The organism is Sphingomonas sp. (assembly GCF_039595165.1).
In the GTDB taxonomy this organism is placed as follows: domain Bacteria; phylum Pseudomonadota; class Alphaproteobacteria; order Sphingomonadales; family Sphingomonadaceae; genus Sphingomonas.
Map to the genome: position 1 here is coordinate 15,186 of NZ_JBCNMA010000003.1, position 18,067 is coordinate 33,252.

The following is an 18,067-nucleotide window of genomic DNA, read 5'->3' on the forward strand; positions in this document are numbered from 1 at the left end:
CCTCTCCTTCGTTGCGTCAGTAGACGACGACGCTGCGGATGCTTTCCCCCGCATGCATCAGGTCGAACCCCTTGTTGATCTCCTCGAGGCTCAGCACGTGCGTGATCATCGGGTCGATCGCGATCCTGCCGTTCATATACCAGTCGACGATCTTGGGCACGTCGGTGCGGCCCTTGGCGCCGCCGAACGCGGTCCCTTTCCACACCCGGCCGGTGACGAGCTGGAAGGGGCGGGTGGCGATTTCCTTGCCGGCCTCGGCCACGCCGATGATGATGCTCTCGCCCCAGCCGCGGTGGCAGCATTCGAGCGCGGTGCGCATTACCTCGGTGTTGCCGGTCGCGTCGAAGCTGTAGTCGGCGCCGCCGTCGGTCAGCGCCAGCACCTCGGCGATCACCTCCTCGCGGCTCTTGCCCTTGCCGTTGATGAAATGGGTCATGCCGAACTTGCGGCCCCACTCCTCGCGGTCGGGGTTGATGTCGACGCCGGCGATCACGTCCGCGCCGACCATCCGCGCGCCCTGGATGACGTTGAGCCCGATGCCGCCCAGGCCGAACACCACGACCTTCTCGCCGACCTGGACCTTGGCGGTGTTGACCACCGCGCCGACCCCGGTGGTGACGCCGCAGCCGATATAGCAGCTGGTCTGGAACGGCGCGTCCTCGCGGATCTTCGCGACCGCGATCTCGGGCAGCACGGTGAAGTTCGAGAAGGTCGAGCAGCCCATATAATGGAAGATCGGCCGCCCCTTGTAGCTGAAGCGGGTGGTGCCGTCGGGCATCAGCCCCTTGCCCTGCGTCGCGCGGATCGCGGTGCAAAGATTGGTCTTGCCGCTGAGGCACGACTTACACTGGCGGCATTCGGGCGTGTAGAGCGGGATGACATGGTCGCCCGGCTTGACGCTGGCGACGCCCGCGCCGACCTCGCGCACCACGCCCGCGCCCTCATGCCCCAGCACGCTCGGGAAGATGCCTTCGCTGTCGAGCCCGTCGAGCGTGTAGCTGTCGGTGTGGCAGATGCCGGTGGCCATGATCTCGATCAGCACCTCGCCGGGCTTCGGCCCCTCCAGATCGAGCTCGACGATCTCGAGCGGCTGTTTCGCCTCGAAGGCGACGGCGGCGCGGGTCTTCATGGGGTCTGGCCTCCTTGCTGTCCCGCGCTCTTTGGCAAGGGACGTCCGGACACGCCAGCCCTAGATCACCTCCATGTCGGCCTTGTAGTGATGCCAGGCGAGGATCGCCGCCGCGCCGCGATGCGGGCGCCAGGGCTCGGCGATCTCGCGGGTCAGCTTCTCGCTCGGCCGCTCGGCATGGCCCATGATCCGGCCGATCTCGATCTGCACGGCAAGGTCGCCCGCCGGCCAGATGGCGGGCCGTCCCTCGGCGAACAGCAGGTAGATTTCGGCCGACCAGCGCCCGATGCCCTTGATCTGCACCAGCTGCGCGATCGCTTCCTCGTCGTCCTGGGGCAGGTTCGCGAGGTCGAGCCGGCCGCTGGTCACCTCGTCGGCGAGGCTGCGGGCATAGCTCGCCTTCTGGCGCGACAGGCCGGCGGCGCGAAGCGCCTCGTCGGACGCGGCGGCGACGATCTCCGGCTTCGTAAGATCGCCAAGCCCGGCCGCGAGCTTGTTCCAGATCGAGGCGGCCGCGGCGACGCTGACCTGCTGGCCGACGATCGTGCGCAGCAGCGTCTCGTAACCGCGGTCGCGGATGCGCGGCTCGGGATAGCCGACGCGGGCCACCGCCGCGGCTACCATCGGCTCGGCTTCGGCGATCGCGTCGATCGACGCGCGGATCTGTCGTGCGCTCAGCCCCATCAGGCGAAACCTTGAAAGCGGGGGCAAAGCCCGGCATGGGCGCGGCATAAAGAGGAGTCGGTCATGCCCAAGCTTATCGTCGTCACGCGCGAAGGAGAAGAACGCGAGGTGGAGGGCGAGACGGGCCTGAGCGTCATGGAAGTGATCCGGGACAATGGGTTCGACGAACTGCTCGCCTTGTGCGGCGGCTGCTGCTCGTGCGCGACCTGCCACGTCCATGTCGATCCGGAATTTGCGGACAAACTCCCGCCGATGAGCGAGGACGAGAACGACCTGCTCGACAGCTCCTCCGATCGCGACGACCGTTCGCGCCTGTCCTGCCAGATCCAGTTCGGCCCCGCGCTCGATGGCCTGCGCGTGACGATCGCCGCCGAGGATTGATCCGCGCCGCCGCGTGGAGACGCACGGCCTCTTCCGGTCTGGTTGGGGTACATTGCAAATGAGCCGTCATCCCGGCCTCGTGCCGGAATCGACCGGAAGGCGAACAGGAAGCAAAGAAGCTCATCGCACCGGTCGCGGCACCGTGGATCCCGGTACAGGGGCCGGAATGACGGAGCGGGGGTACGACCGCTACCCCTGGTGCCGTTCCGCCTTGCAATGTTGGAATTCATTTGCTTGCATCGAATGGTCGCATCGCGGCCGCTCTTTGATTTCGTCGATCCGCACGATTGAACCTCACGGCCGGCATCCGCCTGCCAAGGCAATGAAGTTGACAGGATGAACCGCGTTCCGCGTAACTTCGTCAACTTCCGACCGACCGCCGCCCTCAGTTCAGCGGCGCGACCTTCACCACTGCCATCGGCGCGTCCTTGCTCAGCGGGGTCGCCTTCCACGTCACGGTCCTGCGCCCGCCCTCGGTCTTGGCCCCGTCCTCGTTGTTCTGGCTCACCAGCTCGCCGTCGGTGATCAGCGTGAAGGTGCCGTCGAGCTTGGCCTTGCTGTCGTCGCTCTTGCCCTTGGCCGGCGAATCATTGTCGCCGAACGCGGGCGCCTTGATCCGCACCTGATCCTTGCCGCGCAGCTCGACCACTACGAACGGGAAGATCACCTCGGCGTCGAGATTATAGGGCCACAGGAAATTATGCGTGAGCTTGCCGCTGATCTGATAGTCGATCAGGAACACGCCGTCGCCCTTGTAGCTGACCGAGCGATAGCCCGCCTCCTTGGTCAGCGCCTCGCCGATCGCCCTGAACTTGGCTTCCTTCTTGGCCTTGTCCTCAGCTGAATCCTTCTCGTCGTCGTCCGCGGGCGCGGCCGCGTTCCCGGCGGCGTCCTCGTCCTGCCACGCCGCGTCGCGCAGCAGCGCGGTGGTGCTGGTGTCCGTCTTGTCCTTGTCGTCGCTCTTGAAGGCGTCGCCCATGCCCTTGGCCATCTCGCCCGCGATATCGACCGCGATCACCTCGCCCTGATAGCTGAAGGTGAAGCTGCGATCGGCGAGCAGGGTCAGCGAGGAAGTGAACTTGCCCGGGCTGAACGCACAGCCCACCAGCACCAGCGGGGCGATCAGCGCGAGCGTGACGCCTTTGATCGAGTCGAACATCGCTGCTTCCCCCTTTGCCCTTAGCGCGACACCGCGGCGTAAAGCGCGATCGCCGCGGCATTGGACACGTTCAGGCTCTCGACCTTAGGCGAGATCGGCAGCCGCGCAAGCTCGTCGCAATGCTGCGCGGTGTTGTGGCGCATGCCCTCGCCCTCGGCGCCGAGCACCAGCGCGGGGCGGGTATCGCCCATCACCTCGGCGAGCGTGCCCGTGGCCTCCCCCGCCAGCCCGATGCGCCAGAACCCCGCCTCGCCGATCTCGTCGAGCGAACGGGCGAGGTTGACCACGCGCACCCATGGCACCACCTCCAGCGCGCCCGAGGCGGCGCGGGCGAGCGAGCCCGATTCGGGCGGCGCATGCCGATCCTGCGTGACGATGCCGAGCGCGTCGAACGCGGCGGCCGAGCGCAGGATCGCGCCGACATTGTGCGGGTCGGTGACATGGTCGAGCACCAGCAGCGGCCGCCGGTCGCCGGCGCCCTGCTCCAGCAAGTCGCCCAGCCAGATCTCCTCGAGCGGGTCGACCTCGATCACGATGCCCTGGTGCGGCGCGTCGCCGGGCACCATCCGGGCGAGGTCGGCGGCGTCGGCGAAGGTGATCGGCAGCACCGGCGGCAGCTCGAGCGCGGCGAGCGCCTCGCGCGTCCCCCACACCTTGCGCACGTTGCGCTCGGGGTTGGCGAGCGCCGCGGTGACGGCGTGGCGGCCCCAGAAGCGGGGACGGTTGCCGCTGCCCGAATTGCCGGAAGGACGATGCCCCCGTCGTGGTCCCTTGTTCATCGCGAGACGCTAGGCGGCACGAAACACCGGCGCAAGGCGTTGACAGCGGCGGCGCGCTTCGGCAATGGCCCGCACTCGCTTCGGCGTGCCGCATGGAAGGGTGGCCGAGTGGTTAAAGGCAGCAGACTGTAAATCTGCCCGCGTGAGCGTACACTGGTTCGAATCCAGTCCCTTCCACCAAACTTCGCGCCTTGCGGCGCTTCGGCTGGCAAGCCATCCTACCGTCGATGGCGATGTTCCACGTGTACATCCTGCAGAGCGAGCGAGAGCCTGATCAGTTCTACACTGGGCTTGCGGATGATCTGCGTGCTCGTCTGGCAGAGCATAATGCCGGGCGGTCATCCCATACTTCCAAATACCTGCCATGGGTCCTGGTCAGCTATACGGCATTTCGCGATCGGCCGAAGGCGGTCGCGTTCGAGCGTTACCTCAAATCAGGCTCGGGCCGTGCCCTTGCGATGCGCCGTCTCCGATAGAGACAAAGCGGGCTTGCCCGCCGAAGCCGATTTCGCCTAAAGGCGAAATCCGCGCAGGCGGGTATAGCACAATGGTAGTGCAGCAGCCTTCCAAGCTGAATACGCGGGTTCGATTCCCGCTACCCGCTCCACTTTCCTAGCGGTTCGCGCCAGGCTTCCACAGGACATCGCCGCCCACCGCCAGATTTGCCTCGCGCGCGAGCACGAACAGCAAGTCCGACAGCCGGTTGAGATAGGCGAGCGCCTGCGGATTGAGCGGAACCTCCTGCGCCGCGGCGACGGCGGTGCGCTCGGCGCGGCGGGTGATCGCGCGGGCGAGGTGGAGCGCGGCGGCGACGGTTGACCCGCCCGGCAGGATGAAGCTGCGCAGCGGCTCCAGCGCCTCGTTCGCGGCGTCGATCGCGACCTCGAGCCGTGCGACCTGCGCCGGGGCGATGCGCAGCGCGGTTTCGGACGGCGTGAAGTCCTCGCCCGGCGTGGCGAGGTCGGCGCCGAGGTCGAACAGGTCGTTCTGCACGGTCTCGAGCAGGCGCGCGGGGTACTCGCCGCCGAGCGCGGCGACCGCCACGCCGATCGCGCTGTTCGCCTCGTCGACATCGCCGATCGCTGCCATGCGCGGGTCGTTCTTGGCGACGCGCGAACCGTCGACCAGCCCCGTGGTGCCGTCGTCGCCGGTGCGGGTGTAGATCCTGTTGAGCTTGACCAAGGCCGGCGGCCTCAGCTGCTGCTGGCCATCAGCAGCAGGACGGCGACGATCGCGATGGCGATGCCCTGGAACAGGATGCGCTGCTGCATCATCTTGTTCGACTTGAGCGCCGAGGCGCTGGGCCCGTTGCCGCCCTTGAGGTCCGCCTCGGTCACCTTGAGGAAGGTGATGATGCCGCGGATGAGGGCGACGACCGTCGCGATCATCGCGGCGATGAGGAGCAGGATGAGGAAGAGTTTCATAGTTGTGATCTAGGCCTTCGCGGCGGCGAATCCAACCGGGAGTTCGCCGTTGCGCAGCGCGTCGGCGAGCGCCCGGCCATCTTCCCCCGCTTCGCGCAGCGCGGCGAGCGTCGGCGCGCCGTGCCGCTTGGCGAGCCGCTCGCCGTCGGCGCCCTTGAGGAGCGCATGATGATGGTAGTGCGGGACCGGCCGCTCGAGCAGCGCCTGGAGCAGGCGATGAACGTGCGTCGCCGCGAACAGGTCCTCGCCGCGAACGATGTCGGTGACGCCCTGCGCCGCGTCGTCGACCGTGACGGCAAGATGGTAGGAGGCCGGCGCATCCTTGCGCGCGAGCACCACGTCGCCATGGCGCGCCGGATCGGCGACGATCGTGCCACGGCCTGAATCCGCGAAGACGAGCGGTTCGTCGGCCACGGCCAGCGCCTGGGCCATGTCGAGCCGCCAGCAATGCGGCTGCGACAGGTCGGGCGCACTCAATGCGCGGCAGGTTCCGGGATAGACAGGCCCCTCCGGTCCATGCGGCGCGCTCGCACTGGCGGCGATGTCCGCGCGGGTGCAGAAGCAGGGATAGAGCAGCCCCATCGCCTTCAACCGGTCGAGCGCGGCCTGGTAGCGCGGCAGCCGCTGCGACTGGAACACGACCTCGCCGTCCCAGGCGAGCTCAAGCCATGCGAGATCGGCGAGGATCGCGTCGACATGCTCCGGCCGGCTGCGCGTCCCGTCGATGTCCTCGATCCGCAGCAGGAAGCGCCCGCCGCGCTCGCGCGCGAAGTCATGCGCCCGGATCGCCGAAAAGGCGTGACCCAAATGCAACCGTCCCGTCGGGCTCGGCGCGAATCGCGTGACAATCATGAAACCGGCTCTTGACCGCGAGTCGCGGCATATGTTGTCATGACGGCGTAACGCTTCGTGGCGAGAGGCGGGACCGGCAAAATGTTCTTGGCGTAACGGGCACGAGGGGGACCATGTACCATCCCGATCTGATCCGCCATCCTGACGGGTGTCCCGCCCTCGTATTGAATGCCGACTATACCCCGCTCTCCTATTACCCGCTGAGCGTGTGGCCGTGGCAGACCGCGATCAAGGCGGTGTTCCTCGACCGGGTCGACATCGTCAGCCATTACGAGCGCGAGGTGCGCAGCCCCACCGCAGCGATCAAGCTGCCCTCGGTGATCGCGCTCAAGCAATATGTGAAGCCGTCGCAATTCCCGGCCTTCACACGCTTCAACCTGTTCCTGCGCGACAAGTTCGAGTGCCAATATTGCGGCAGCCACCGGGACCTGACCTTCGACCATGTCATCCCGCGCGCGCAGGGCGGGCGGACGACGTGGGAGAATGTCGCGACGGCCTGCGCGCCGTGCAACCTCAAAAAGGGCGGGCGCACCCCCAAGCAGGCGGCGATGCCGCTGTTCATGGCGCCGATCCGCCCGACCAGCTGGCAGCTGCAGGAGCATGGCCGGCGCTTCCCGCCCAACCATCTGCACGAGACCTGGCACGACTGGCTCTACTGGGATGTCGAGCTCGAGGCCTAGCCCTCGACAAATCCGGCGTGCGAGCTAGCTTCCGCGGCAGCGGAGGGTTTCGATGAGCGGATTGACGGTGGACCGGCGCGGCGCGCTGGCGCTTGGCTTTGGCGGCGCGGCGGCATTGGCATGGCCGGCCCGGGCGCAGGATGCGGCACCCGCCGGCCTCGATGCCGCGGTCGATACGATCGTCGCGAACTTCATGAGGGCGTTCGAGACCCCCGGCATCGGCGTCGCGATCGTGCGCAAGGGCCAGCCGGCCTGGCTCAAGGGCTATGGCGTGCGCACGATGGGCAGGCCCGGGCCGGTCGACGCGCATACCCGCTTCGGCATCGCCTCCAACTCGAAGGCGTTCACCGCCGCCGCGGTCGCGATGCTGGTCGAGGAAGGCAAGCTGGGCTGGGACGAGCCGCTCACCAGGTACCTGCCCGAGTTCAAGATGCACGATCCCGCGGTGACCGGCATGTTCACCGTGCGCGACCTGCTGGTCCACCGCTCCGGGCTGCCGCTCGGTGCGGGCGACCTCATGTATTTCCCGCAATCGACCGCCGATGCCGCGCAAGTGATGCGCGCGCTGCAGTTCCTGCGCCCGGTGCGCGGCTTTCGCACCGGCTACGACTATGACAACATCCTCTACATCGTCGCCGGCATCCTGATCGAGCGCATCTCGGGCAAGAGCTGGCGTGCCTTTGTCGGCGAGCGGCTGCTGGCGCCGCTGGGCATGGCCGACGCGGTGACGTCGCGCGAGCTGCTGCGCACCGACAATGTCGCCGGGCGCCATGCGCGGCTCGGCCCGCCCGTGCGCGGCGTCGGACCGATGCGGGCCATCAAGCCCGACGAGGCCCCGCTGATCGATGCCGGCGCGGGAATCAACGCCAGCGTCACCGACATCGCCAAATGGCTCGAGGTCCAGCTCGCGCTCGGCGAGCTGCCCGGCGGCAAGCGGCTGTGGAGCAAGGACTCCGCCGCCGAGATGTGGAAGCCGCAAGTGATCATCTCGTCGAGCGACGGCGGCACCGATGCCAACCCCGCGCGCCCGGTGATGTCGGGCTATGCGCTCGGCTGGATCGTGCAGGATTTCCGCGGCCGCCGGCTGATCAGCCATTCGGGCGGCCTGTCGGGCCAGGTCACGCAGACCGCGATGATCCCCTCGGCCGGGATCGGCGTCGCGGTGTTCAGCAACACCGAGGACAGCGTCTCGGGCGGCATCCGCAACGCGATCCTCGATCACCTGCTCGGCACCGCGCCCTCCTATGACTGGGTGGCGAGCTATGTGAGGCGCAACAAGCAGGCGCAGGACGAGGCGATCGCGTCGACCTCCGCCGGCGATGCCAAGCCGCCTGGAGGCAAGCCGAGCCTGCCCCTCGCCGCCTATGCCGGCCGCTACCGCGACGCCTGGTACGGCGATATCGTCGTGACCGCGAAGGGGAAGGCGCTGCATATCGAGTTCGTGCCTACGGCCGCCTTCAGGAGTGTGCTCGAGCCCTGGGGCACCGACAGCTTCCGCACCCGCTTCGTGGCTGGGACCGGCGAGGACGCGGTGGTCACCTTCGCGGTCGCCGACGGCAAGGTGACCGGCGTGAAGATGAAGGCGCTCTCGCCGCTCGCCGATTTCAGCTATGACTTCCATCACCTCGATTTCGTGCCCGTGAAGTGATGGCAGGTGTGATGCTTGAACCCAGTGTGATATTGGAATAATACAGTGCCTGGTTCGATGCGTTACGACACTCTCTATCCCGAGATCGGCGAGCCCCGCGCCCCTGCGCCGGCCGATCCCTTTCCCGGCTTCGGCGGCGACGGTCTGCCGCCGGGCGCTCCGCCGCCCCGGCTGCCGCTGCGCCAGCGTCCGTGGTGGCGCTGGAGCATGCGCGGGATCGCGGCGCTGATCCTGCTGTTCTTCGTCACCGTGGGCTGGCTGGTGTTCACCGCCCCGCTCAGCAAGTCGCTCGAGCCGCCGGTGCCGCCGTCGATCACCCTGCTCTCGGCCGAGGGCAATCCGATCGCCAAGACCGGGGCCGAGGTCGGCAAACCGGTCGACGCCGCCAAGCTGCCCGATCACGTCGTCGAAGCGTTCATCGCGGTCGAGGATCGCCGCTTCCGCAGCCATTGGGGGATCGATCCGCGCGGCATCCTGCGCGCCTTCGTCAACAATGTCTTCACGAGCAACAGCTCGCAGGGCGGCAGCACGATCACCCAGCAGCTCGCCAAGAACGCGTTCCTGAGCTCGAAGCGCACCTTCGGCCGCAAGTTCCAGGAAGTGCTGATCGCCTTCTGGCTGGAGGCGTGGCTGACCAAGGACGAGATCCTCTCGCGCTACCTGTCCAACGTCTATTTCGGCGACAACCAGTACGGCCTCGACGCCGCCGCGCGGCACTATTTCAGCCGTCCGGCCGACGACCTGACGACGGCGCAGGCGGCGATGCTGGCGGGCCTCGTCAAGGCGCCGTCGCGGCTCGCGCCCTCGACCAACTTGAAGGGCGCGCAGGACCGCCAGAAGGTTGTGGTCGGCACGATGGTCGATGCCGGCTTCCTCACCGAGGCCGAGGGACGCGCGGTCGCCCCCGCTCGCCTGCGCCTCGCGCGCAGCAAGCAGCTGCCGTCGGGCACCTATTTCGCTGACTGGGTCCTGCCCGAGGCGCGCGACCGTTCGGGCGAGATCGCGACCGAGCAGACGGTGACCACCACGCTCGAGACGCGGATGCAGCGCGCCGCCGAGCGCGCGGTGCGCAATGCCGGGCTGCGCCAGTCGCAGATCGCGATCGTCGCGATGCGACCCGACGGGCGCGTGATCGCGATGGTGGGCGGCAAGAAATATGCGGACTCGCCGTTCAACCGCGCGACCCAGGCGCGGCGCCAGCCGGGCTCGACCTTCAAGCTGTTCGTCTACCTCGCGGCGCTGCGCAACGGCATGCGCCCGGACTCGACCGTGCTCGACGAGCCGGTGACGATCGGCGAGTGGAGCCCCAAGAACAATGACGGGCGCTATCGCGGCGAGATCACGCTGCGCCAGGCCTTTGCGCGGTCGAGCAACGTCGCCGCGGCGCGCCTCATCAAGGATGTCGGCCCGCGCGCGGTGATCCGCGCGGCGCGCGATCTCGGCATCTCGACCCCGATCGCCGAGGAGGCGTCGATCGCGCTCGGCACCTCGACCGTGTCGCTGCTCGAGCTCACCGCCGCCTATGCCGCGATCGCCGCGGGCGAGGCGCCGGTGCGCCCGCGCGGGCTGTCGTCCGAGGACGAGCCGGGCTGGTTCTCGCGCTTCGCCAACATGAACCGTCCGCTCGGCAGCCGCGAGCTCGAAGGCATGCGCGAGCTGATGGCGGCCGCGGTGAGCGAGGGCACCGGCCGGAGCGCGGCGCTGTCGGTCGAGACCTTCGGCAAGACCGGGACGACGCAGGACAATCGCGACGCGCTGTTCCTCGGCTATGCCGGCGGCATCGTCGCGGGCGTGTGGATGGGCAATGACGACAACACGCCCAACCCCGGCCTTGCCGGCGGCGGTGCGCCGGCGCGGGTGTGGCGCGACTTCATGGCGCAGGCGCTCGGCGTCACCGCGCAGCCCAAGGCCGAGCCGGTGTCCGAGAACCTCTCCGACGTGCTGGTCGATGACGGGGAGAACTTCATCGACGCGCCGATCGAGATCGAGGGCAGCATCGGCGGCGAAGGCGTCGGCGTGCGCGTCAACCGCGACGGCAGCATCGAGATGGTGCGACCCGAGCGCGAGTTGCCTGACGAAGAGGGGCTCGATGCGCCGCCGCTGGAGCGCGACCGCCGCCGCCGCGAGCCGGTCCCGGGGGACGAGGGCTTCTAGCGCGAGCCGCTACAGGCGCTTCTCGAAGAAGACCTGGGCATAGGGATCGTCGTTGAATCGTTCGATCTCGGTCCACCCGGTGGCGCGGTAGAGCTTCGCCGCTTCGGGCAGCGCGCGATTGGTGTCGAGCCGCAGCGTCGCGATCGACAGGTCGCGCGCGGCATCCTCGGCTGCGGTCATCAGCCGCCGCCCCAGCCCGAGCCCGCGCGCGCTGGGGCAGACCCACAACCGCTTGATCTCGGCCGCATCGCTCGCGCCGCCCTTGAGGCCGACGCAGCCCACCGGCATGCCGTCCGACATGGCGACGAGGAACGCGCCGCGCGGGCGGATCATGTCCTTTGCATCGGGATCGCGCGAGCGGGCGACCTCGAAGCCGGTGGGGAAGCGCGCCGCGAGCTCGGCATAATAGCGTTCGAGACAATGCCGCGCCGCGCCGCTTGCGGGGTCCATTTCCTCGATCGCGATGAGGTCGCGTCCGAGCGCGCAGGCGATCAGATCCATCGCGCGCAGCAGCTCGTCCGCATGCGCCGTGCGGTCGAGCAGCGCCGATGCGCGCGCATCGGACAGCGTCTCATAGGCCTCGAACTCGCGCATGCCCGAAGCGGTGAGCGTGGCGACGCGGCGGCGGGCGTCGTCGGGATGCGGCGTGGTGCGGATCAGCCCGTCTTCCTCGAGCCCGCGCAGCAGGCGGCTCATCAGCCCGGAATCGAGCCCGAGATAGGTCCGGATCTCCGCGACGTCCGAGCGCCCCGCGCCGATCGCGTTGAGCACCCGCGCCGCGCCGAGCGGACGTCCGCGCCCGAGGAACGAGGAGTCGAGCGCGCCCACCTCGCGCGTGACGGCGCGGGCGAAACGCCGGAATCGGGAAACAGGATCGACGGTCATTTATCTGACTTAGGTCAGATAATATCGGCGGGTCAAGCAATGCGGGCGCTTTGGCTGGTTTCCGTCAGGGGGTTGTGCGAGAAATCCGTACAGAGGCGGCAAGGAGACGAGCGATGCATAGGAACTGGCTCATGACGATCGCGCTTGCCGCCGCGGTGCCGGCCGCCGCGCAGGAAGCGCCGGCGCCGCTGCGGCCGGGCACCGTCGCGATCGAGCCGCTGGCCAAGGAGGCCGGCCCGGCGGTGGTGCGTCAGGCCTTTGCCGACGCGGTCGAGCGGGCGCTGATGGACGCGAGCTTCACCGCGCTGCCGGTGACGAGCCGAAGCCGCTACGTCGCGCGGATCAAGCTCACCCGCACCGCGCGCGGCGCGGTGACCTCGAACGCCAAGGAGGAGGGCGTCGCCACCGCGGTCGGCAATTGGGGTGTCGCGGTCGGGATGATGCTGCCCTCCGACAAGCGCCAGCTGCGCGGCCTGATGGTCACCGAGCTCGAGGTCGAGATCGTCCTGCGCGAGGGCATGCAGCGCGTGTGGAGCGGGCGCGCGGTGACGGCGCAGGCCGAGGGGACGAAGGCGGATGCCCCGGCCGCGCTCGCCGCCAAGCTCGCCCCGGCGGTGATCCGGCGCTTTCCCGCCCAGTCGGACGAGGCGATCTCGATCCCCTGACGGCGGCGTGCGCCTACAGGTCGAGCTTCTCGTAGTCCGGCGGCGGGTTGATGCCCTCCATCCGCTCGGCGAGCAGCGGGCGGAAGCTCGGGCGGCTCTTCATGCCGACATACCAGCGCTTGGCCTGCTCATGGCTCTTCCAGTCGATCCCGCCGAGATAGTCGGCGACGCTGATCTGCGCAGCGGCGGCGAGATCGGCGAGGCTCATCGTCGCGCCGCCGAGCCAGGTGCGGTGATCGAGCAGGAAGTCGATATAGTCGAGATGCGCCACCGCCGCCTTCATCGCCTCGCGCAGCGCGGTGGAATCCGGCGTCGCGCGGTGGACGATGCGCTTGAGCATGCGCTCGTGCAGCAGCGGCCCGGTGATGTCGCGGAAGAACTGGACGTCGAACCAGGCGACCAGGCGGCGGATCTCGGCGCGGTCGGCGGCGGTGCCGTTGAGCAGGGCGGCCTTGCTCACCGTCTCCTCGAAGAACTCGCAGATCGCGACCGAGTCGATCAGCACCACGCCGCGGTCGTCGGCCATCACCGGGGTCTGCCCGGCGGGATTCATGTCGAGGAACTCGTCGCGCCGCGCCCAGGGGGATTCGCGCACCGGCTCATAGCCGACGCCCTTCTCACCGAGGACGAGCCGGACCTTGCGCGAGAACGGGCAAAGCGGGAACTGGTAGAGCTGCCACATGCCGTGGCTTTAGGCGCGAGGAGCCGGGGGCGGCAAGATGCGAGTGCCCGAGCGCATTTGCGACCGCGGAAGTTTTGGTGGTGAGGTAGTTTGGAGCAGGCGCCTCACATTTCCGTCGTCATTCCCGCGCAGGCGGGAATCCATTCATCCCAACGGTGCGGATCGAGCCTCGACGGCAGGGCGAATGGATCCCCGCCTGCGCGGGGATGACGGATGGGAGAGTTGACACCTCTCAAGCTGCGTCAACGCGGAAGTTTACACTAGCTTGACACTGTCGAGCATGCCGTCCGGAATTGATCCTGCGATGTCAAAGAGAGACCCGGAGTCACCCGGTACGTGCAGGCAAGCAGATCAATTCCAACATTGCAAGCGATCCATTTTTTTCTTGCCCACGCCCAGCCAGTTCTCATTCGGCCGCGACCAGCACTTGGGTGTCGTCGAGCGGATGCGCCAGCCGCTCGAGCATCTCCTTTGGCACGACCTGCCAGAAATGCCCGCGCACGCGCTCCCAATCCTCGAGCAGGCCACCCGACCAGTTGCTGTCGGTCGCGGCATGATGCTCGGCGACGAGGTTCTTGAGCACCGCTTCCCAGTGCATCGACGACAAACGTTGCCACACGATGCTGTCGGGGTTGGCGTTGCCCTCGAACACGCCGTCCTCGTCATAGATGAACGCCATGCCGCCGGTCATGCCCGCGCCGAAGTTCGCGCCGGTGCGGCCGAGCACCACCGCGACGCCGCCGGTCATGTATTCGCAGCCGTTCGCGCCGCAGCCCTCGACCACGACCTGCGCGCCCGAGTTGCGCACCGCGAAGCGTTCGCCCGCCTGACCCGCGGCGAACAGCTTGCCGCTGGTCGCGCCGTAGAGGACGGTGTTGCCGATGATCGTGTTCGCCCGGCTGTCGAGCGGCGAGCTCACCAGCGGGCGCACCACGATCGTGCCGCCCGACAGGCCCTTGCCGACATAGTCGTTGGCGTCGCCGAACACCTCTAGCGTCACGCCCTTGCACAGGAAGGCGCCGAGCGACTGGCCGGCCGAGCCGCGCAGGCGGACCTGGACATGGCCGTCGTTGAGCTTCGACATGCCGAACTTGCGCGTGATCTCGCTCGACAGCCGCGTGCCGACGGCGCGGTGCGTGTTGCGGACATTATAGGCGAGCTGCATCTTCTCGCCGCGCTCGAACACCGCCTTGGCATCGGCGATGATCTGCGCGTCGAGGCTGTCGGGCACCGCGTTGCGGAAGGTGTTGAGCGAGAAGCGGCGCTCGTTCTCGTCCGCATCGACCTTGGCGAGGATCGGATTGAGGTCGAGGTCGTCGAGATGCTCGGCGCCGCGGCTGACCTGGCGGAGCAGCTCGGTACGCCCGATCACCTCGTCGAGGCTCTTGACCCCGAGCTTCGCCAGGATCTCGCGAACCTCCTCGGCGATGAAGGTCATCAGGTTGATGACCTTCTCCGGCGACCCGGTGAACTTGGCGCGCAGCCGTTCGTCCTGGGTGCACACGCCGACCGGGCAGGTGTTCGAGTGGCACTGGCGCACCATGATGCAGCCCATCGCGACGAGGCTGAGCGTGCCGATGCCGAACTCCTCGGCGCCGAGGATCGCGGCGACGACGATGTCGCGCCCGGTCTTGAGCCCGCCGTCGGTGCGTAGCTTCACCCGGCCGCGCAGGCCGTTGAGGGTCAGCGTCTGGTTGACCTCGGAAAGCCCCATCTCCCACGGCGTGCCGGCGTACTTGACCGAGGTCTGCGGCGAGGCGCCGGTGCCGCCGACATGGCCGGCGACGAGGATCACGTCGGCATGCGCCTTGGCGACGCCCGCCGCGACCGTGCCGATGCCGGCGGAGCTTACCAACTTGACGCACACCCGCGCGCGCGGGTTGATCTGCTTGAGGTCGTAGATGAGCTGCGCCAGATCCTCGATCGAGTAGATGTCGTGGTGCGGCGGCGGCGAGATCAGCGTCACGCCCGGCGTCGAGTGGCGCAGCCGGGCGATGAACTCGGTGACCTTGAAGCCGGGCAGCTGGCCGCCCTCGCCGGGCTTGGCGCCCTGCGCGACCTTGATCTCGACCTCGTCGCAGGCGTTGAGATATTCCGCCGTCACGCCGAAGCGGCCCGAGGCGATCTGCTTGATCGAGGAGTTGGCGTTGTCGCCATTGGCATAGGGCTGGTAGCGGATCGAATCCTCGCCGCCCTCGCCCGACACGGCGCGCGCGCCGATGCGGTTCATCGCGATCGCCAGCGTCTCGTGCGCCTCCGGGCTGAGCGCGCCGAGCGACATGCCCGGCGTCACGAAGCGCTTGCGGATCTCGGTGATCGCCTCGACCTGGTCGATCGGCACGCCCTCGTTCGGGAAGTTGAACTCGAGCAGGTCGCGGAGGTAAACCGGCGGCAGGTCGCGCACGCCGCGCGAGAATTGCAGATAGGTCGAGTAGCTGTCGGTCGCGACCGCGGTCTGCAGCGTGTGCATCAGCTGCGCCGAATAGGCATGGGTCTCGCCGCCATGGCGCTGGCGGTAGAAACCGCCGATCGGCAGCGTCGCGACCGAGGTGTCGAACGCCGCCTCGTGCCGCAGCCTGGCGTTGAGATGCAGCGAGGCATAGCCCTCGCCCGAGATCTTCGCCGGCATCCCCGGGAAGAAGTCGTTGACCAGCGCGCGGGAGAGCCCGACCGCTTCGAAGTTGTAGCCGCCGCGGTACGAGGAGATCACCGCGATCCCCATCTTCGACATGATCTTGAGCAGGCCCTCGTCGATCGCCTTGCGGTGGTTCCTGAGCGCTTGCTCGAAGTCCATGTCGCCGAACAGCCCGCGCGCGTGGCGGTCGGCGATCGCGGCCTCGGCGAGATAGGCGTTCACCGTGGTCGCGCCGACGCCGATCAGCACGGCATAATAATGCGTGTCGAGGCACTCGGCCGAGCGCACGTTGACGCTGGCATAGGAACGCAGCCCCTTGCGCACGAGATGCGTGTGCACCGCCGCCGCCGCCAGCACGCCGGCGATGGCGACGCGCTCGGGCCCGACATGCTCGTCGGTCAGGAACAGCTCGGTCGCGCCGGCGCGCACCGCCTGCTCGGCCTTGAAGCGGATGTCGGTGATCGCCGCGCGCAGCGTCTCCGGTCCGCCGCCCGCGGGGAAGGTGCAGTCGATCTCGGCGGCGAGCGCGCCGAAATGCGCCTTCAAGCGCGCCCAGTCGCCGTTGGTCAGCACCGGGCTTTCGAGCACCAGCACCTTGTTCGCGGTCTCCCCGGTGTCGAGGATGTTGGCGAGGTTGCCGAAGCGCGTCTTGAGCGACATCACGTGCCGCTCGCGCAGGCTGTCGATCGGCGGGTTGGTGACCTGCGAGAAGTTCTGGCGGAAGAACTGGCTGATCAGCCGCGGCTTGTCCGAGATGACGGCGAGCGGGGTGTCGTCGCCCATCGATCCGACCGCTTCCTTGGCGTCGGTCACCATCGGCGAGAGGATCAGCTCCATGTCCTCGAGCGTCTGGCCCGCCGCGACCTGGCGGCGAGTGAGCTCGGCGCGGTCGAAGCGCGGGCCGGCCTCCTCGGCCGCGGGCAGGTCGTCGACGGTCAGGAACTCGCCGATCATCCCGGCATAGTCATACTCGTCGGCGATCCGGTCCTTGACCTCGGCGTCGGCATAGAAGCGGCCTTCGTCGAGATCGACCGCGATCATCTGCCCCGGCCCCAGCCGGCCCTTGGCGACCACGGTCGATTCCGGGATCTGGACCATGCCGGTCTCGGAGCCGACGACGAGCAACCCGTCGGCGGTGCGCGTGTAGCGCAGCGGGCGCAGCGCGTTGCGGTCGACGCCCGCGACCGCCCAGCGGCCGTCGGTCATCGCCAGCGCGGCGGGGCCGTCCCACGGCTCCATCACGCTCGCCAGATATTTGTACATGGCCAGGTGGTTCGCGGGGGTTTCCGGGCCCATCGCCTCGGGCACCAGCATCAGCTTGGCGGTCGGCGCGTCGCGGCCCGAGCGGCAGATCGCCTCGAACACCGCGTCGAGCGCGGCGGTGTCCGATGCGCCCGCCGGGATCACCGGCTTGATGTCCTCCGAATGCTCGCCGAAGGCGAGGCTCGCCATCTTGATCTCGTGGCTGAGCATCCAGTTCTTGTTGCCGCGGATCGTGTTGATCTCGCCATTGTGCGCCAGGCAGCGGAACGGCTGCGCCAGCCACCATTGCGGGAAGGTGTTGGTCGAATAGCGCTGGTGGAAGATCGCGACGCGGCTGACGAAGCGCTCGTCCTTGAGATCGGGATAGAATTCGGAGAGCGATTCCGCGAGGAACAGCCCCTTGTAGATCACCGAGCGGCAGCTCAGCGAGCAGATGTAGAAGCCGCTGATCTGCGCCGCGATGATGCGCTTCTCGATCCGGCGGCGGACGAGATAGAGGTTCTTCTCGAACTCGGCCTCGGACACCTCGTCGGGCATCGGGCCGGCGATCATGATCTGCTCGATCTCGGGTCGCGTCGCCTGGGCCTTGAGCCCGATCACGGACACGTCGACCGGCACCTGCCGCCAGCCATAGATGGTGTAGCCGGCCTCGATGATCGCGCTCTCGACGATCGTGCGGCACGCTTCCTGCGCGCCGAGGTCGACGCGCGGCATGAAGATCATGCCGACCGCGAGCCGGTTGGGCAGCACGCGGTGGCCCGAGGCGAGCACCGCGTCGTCGAAGAAGCGCAACGGCAGGTCGACATGGATGCCGGCGCCGTCGCCGGTCTTGCCGTCGGCATCGACCGCGCCGCGGTGCCACACCGCCTTCAGCGCGTCGATCGCGCTCTGCACCACGCGGCGTGAGGCCTGGCCGTCGATCGCGGCGACCATGCCGACGCCGCAGGCATCGCCCTCGAATTCGGGGCGGTACATGCCCTCGGCGGCAAGGCGGAAGCGTTCCTGCTCAAGCGTTGGACGGCTGGTCATGTCGGTTTCCAGAAAAGG

The 18,067-nt window shown here is 68.3% G+C and carries 16 protein-coding genes and 2 tRNA genes; 8 read left to right on the plus strand and 10 right to left on the minus strand.

The features are described 5' to 3' along the window. Positions 1-16: 16 nt before the first annotated feature. Together ABDV68_RS00845 and ABDV68_RS00850 are read right to left on the minus strand one after the other, a co-directional pair. Complete coding sequence (locus ABDV68_RS00845; RefSeq protein ID WP_343517752.1) at positions 17-1,129, minus strand: S-(hydroxymethyl)glutathione dehydrogenase/class III alcohol dehydrogenase; 1,113 nt, start codon at positions 1,127-1,129, stop codon at positions 17-19. A 60-nt stretch (positions 1,130-1,189) separates the two neighbouring features. Continuing rightward, positions 1,190-1,813: a DNA-3-methyladenine glycosylase 2 family protein gene (locus ABDV68_RS00850; RefSeq protein WP_343517753.1), complete on the minus strand. Its 624-nt coding sequence runs from the start codon at positions 1,811-1,813 to the stop codon at positions 1,190-1,192. Positions 1,814-1,876: 63 nt separating this feature from the next. Here ABDV68_RS00850 and ABDV68_RS00855 point away from each other — a divergent pair, with 63 nt between their 5' ends. Then, positions 1,877-2,194, plus strand: a complete 318-nt coding sequence (locus ABDV68_RS00855; protein WP_343517754.1) for a 2Fe-2S iron-sulfur cluster-binding protein — start codon at positions 1,877-1,879, stop codon at positions 2,192-2,194. 385 nt (positions 2,195-2,579) lie between these two features. On the opposite strand, the gene ABDV68_RS00860 is transcribed toward ABDV68_RS00855, so the two are convergent. Both ABDV68_RS00860 and rlmB read right to left on the minus strand, forming a co-directional pair. Beyond that, positions 2,580-3,353 (minus strand): hypothetical protein, encoded by a 774-nt coding sequence (locus ABDV68_RS00860; protein WP_343517755.1) that lies wholly within the window; start codon positions 3,351-3,353, stop codon positions 2,580-2,582. A gap of 20 nt (positions 3,354-3,373) precedes the next feature. Beyond that, entirely contained in the window at positions 3,374-4,132 is a 759-nt protein-coding gene (rlmB, locus tag ABDV68_RS00865; RefSeq protein ID WP_343517756.1) for a 23S rRNA (guanosine(2251)-2'-O)-methyltransferase RlmB, read from the minus strand. Positions 4,133-4,226: 94 nt separating this feature from the next. Here rlmB and ABDV68_RS00870 point away from each other — a divergent pair. From ABDV68_RS00870 to ABDV68_RS00880, 3 genes are all read left to right on the plus strand, one after another. Next, positions 4,227-4,312: transfer RNA gene (locus ABDV68_RS00870), tRNA-Tyr, on the plus strand. An 11-nt stretch (positions 4,313-4,323) separates the two neighbouring features. Next, positions 4,324-4,608: a GIY-YIG nuclease family protein gene (locus ABDV68_RS00875; protein WP_343517757.1), complete on the plus strand. Its 285-nt coding sequence runs from the start codon at positions 4,324-4,326 to the stop codon at positions 4,606-4,608. Between the two features lie 57 nt (positions 4,609-4,665). Further along, positions 4,666-4,739, plus strand: a tRNA-Gly gene (locus tag ABDV68_RS00880). Positions 4,740-4,744: 5 nt separating this feature from the next. Here ABDV68_RS00880 and ABDV68_RS00885 read toward each other — a convergent pair. The 3 genes from ABDV68_RS00885 to gluQRS are packed head-to-tail and all read right to left on the minus strand — an operon-like array spanning position 4,745 to position 6,408. After that, positions 4,745-5,314, minus strand: a complete 570-nt coding sequence (locus ABDV68_RS00885) for a cob(I)yrinic acid a,c-diamide adenosyltransferase (RefSeq protein ID WP_343517758.1) — start codon at positions 5,312-5,314, stop codon at positions 4,745-4,747. Positions 5,315-5,325: 11 nt separating this feature from the next. After that, positions 5,326-5,556 carry a twin transmembrane helix small protein gene (locus tag ABDV68_RS00890; RefSeq protein ID WP_343517759.1) on the minus strand — a complete coding sequence of 77 codons (231 nt, stop codon included), beginning with the start codon at positions 5,554-5,556 and terminating at the stop codon, positions 5,326-5,328. Positions 5,557-5,565: 9 nt separating this feature from the next. Next, positions 5,566-6,408 carry a tRNA glutamyl-Q(34) synthetase GluQRS gene (gene gluQRS / locus ABDV68_RS00895; RefSeq protein ID WP_343517760.1) on the minus strand — a complete coding sequence of 281 codons (843 nt, stop codon included), beginning with the start codon at positions 6,406-6,408 and terminating at the stop codon, positions 5,566-5,568. 113 nt (positions 6,409-6,521) lie between these two features. On the opposite strand from gluQRS, the gene ABDV68_RS00900 reads away from it, so the two are divergent. Genes ABDV68_RS00900 through ABDV68_RS00910 form a run of 3 tightly spaced genes read left to right on the plus strand, consistent with a single transcriptional unit; the run spans position 6,522 to position 10,890 of the window. Beyond that, positions 6,522-7,088 (plus strand): HNH endonuclease, encoded by a 567-nt coding sequence (locus ABDV68_RS00900; protein WP_343517761.1) that lies wholly within the window; start codon positions 6,522-6,524, stop codon positions 7,086-7,088. 52 nt (positions 7,089-7,140) lie between these two features. Then, entirely contained in the window at positions 7,141-8,736 is a 1,596-nt protein-coding gene (locus tag ABDV68_RS00905) for a serine hydrolase (RefSeq protein WP_343517762.1), read from the plus strand. A 57-nt stretch (positions 8,737-8,793) separates the two neighbouring features. Beyond that, the gene (locus tag ABDV68_RS00910) at positions 8,794-10,890 is read left to right on the plus strand and encodes a PBP1A family penicillin-binding protein (RefSeq protein WP_343517763.1); all 2,097 of its coding nucleotides are present in this window, start codon (positions 8,794-8,796) and stop codon (positions 10,888-10,890) included. A gap of 9 nt (positions 10,891-10,899) precedes the next feature. Here ABDV68_RS00910 and ABDV68_RS00915 read toward each other — a convergent pair whose 3' ends face one another. Continuing rightward, positions 10,900-11,775 carry a bifunctional helix-turn-helix transcriptional regulator/GNAT family N-acetyltransferase gene (locus ABDV68_RS00915; protein WP_343517764.1) on the minus strand — a complete coding sequence of 292 codons (876 nt, stop codon included), beginning with the start codon at positions 11,773-11,775 and terminating at the stop codon, positions 10,900-10,902. A 113-nt stretch (positions 11,776-11,888) separates the two neighbouring features. On the opposite strand from ABDV68_RS00915, the gene ABDV68_RS00920 reads away from it, so the two are divergent. Then, positions 11,889-12,440, plus strand: a complete 552-nt coding sequence (locus ABDV68_RS00920; RefSeq protein ID WP_343517765.1) for a hypothetical protein — start codon at positions 11,889-11,891, stop codon at positions 12,438-12,440. 13 nt (positions 12,441-12,453) lie between these two features. Here the strand turns inward: ABDV68_RS00920 and ABDV68_RS00925 are convergent, their stop codons facing one another. Both ABDV68_RS00925 and gltB read right to left on the minus strand, forming a co-directional pair. Continuing rightward, a complete protein-coding gene (locus tag ABDV68_RS00925) occupies positions 12,454-13,122 on the minus strand; it encodes a glutathione S-transferase family protein (RefSeq protein WP_265117563.1) in 669 nt (222 codons plus the stop codon). A 406-nt stretch (positions 13,123-13,528) separates the two neighbouring features. After that, positions 13,529-18,049 (minus strand): glutamate synthase large subunit, encoded by a 4,521-nt coding sequence (gene gltB, locus ABDV68_RS00930; protein WP_343517766.1) that lies wholly within the window; start codon positions 18,047-18,049, stop codon positions 13,529-13,531. Positions 18,050-18,067 lie beyond the last annotated feature (18 nt).

What these genes read in the sequence shown, in the direction of transcription:
- ABDV68_RS00910 (WP_343517763.1), top strand. Translation starts at nt 8,794, where the DNA reads ATGCGTTACGACACTCTCTATCCCGAGATCGGCGAGCCCCGCGCCCCT.
- gluQRS (WP_343517760.1), bottom strand. Translation starts at nt 6,408, where the DNA reads ATGATTGTCACGCGATTCGCGCCGAGCCCGACGGGACGGTTGCATTTG.
- ABDV68_RS00925 (WP_265117563.1), bottom strand. Translation starts at nt 13,122, where the DNA reads ATGTGGCAGCTCTACCAGTTCCCGCTTTGCCCGTTCTCGCGCAAGGTC.
- ABDV68_RS00890 (WP_343517759.1), bottom strand. Translation starts at nt 5,556, where the DNA reads ATGAAACTCTTCCTCATCCTGCTCCTCATCGCCGCGATGATCGCGACG.
- ABDV68_RS00860 (WP_343517755.1), bottom strand. Translation starts at nt 3,353, where the DNA reads ATGTTCGACTCGATCAAAGGCGTCACGCTCGCGCTGATCGCCCCGCTG.
- ABDV68_RS00845 (WP_343517752.1), bottom strand. Translation starts at nt 1,129, where the DNA reads ATGAAGACCCGCGCCGCCGTCGCCTTCGAGGCGAAACAGCCGCTCGAG.
- ABDV68_RS00855 (WP_343517754.1), top strand. Translation starts at nt 1,877, where the DNA reads ATGCCCAAGCTTATCGTCGTCACGCGCGAAGGAGAAGAACGCGAGGTG.
- ABDV68_RS00920 (WP_343517765.1), top strand. Translation starts at nt 11,889, where the DNA reads ATGCATAGGAACTGGCTCATGACGATCGCGCTTGCCGCCGCGGTGCCG.
- gltB (WP_343517766.1), bottom strand. Translation starts at nt 18,049, where the DNA reads ATGACCAGCCGTCCAACGCTTGAGCAGGAACGCTTCCGCCTTGCCGCC.
- ABDV68_RS00850 (WP_343517753.1), bottom strand. Translation starts at nt 1,813, where the DNA reads ATGGGGCTGAGCGCACGACAGATCCGCGCGTCGATCGACGCGATCGCC.
- ABDV68_RS00915 (WP_343517764.1), bottom strand. Translation starts at nt 11,775, where the DNA reads ATGACCGTCGATCCTGTTTCCCGATTCCGGCGTTTCGCCCGCGCCGTC.
- ABDV68_RS00905 (WP_343517762.1), top strand. Translation starts at nt 7,141, where the DNA reads ATGAGCGGATTGACGGTGGACCGGCGCGGCGCGCTGGCGCTTGGCTTT.
- rlmB (WP_343517756.1), bottom strand. Translation starts at nt 4,132, where the DNA reads ATGAACAAGGGACCACGACGGGGGCATCGTCCTTCCGGCAATTCGGGC.
- ABDV68_RS00900 (WP_343517761.1), top strand. Translation starts at nt 6,522, where the DNA reads ATGTACCATCCCGATCTGATCCGCCATCCTGACGGGTGTCCCGCCCTC.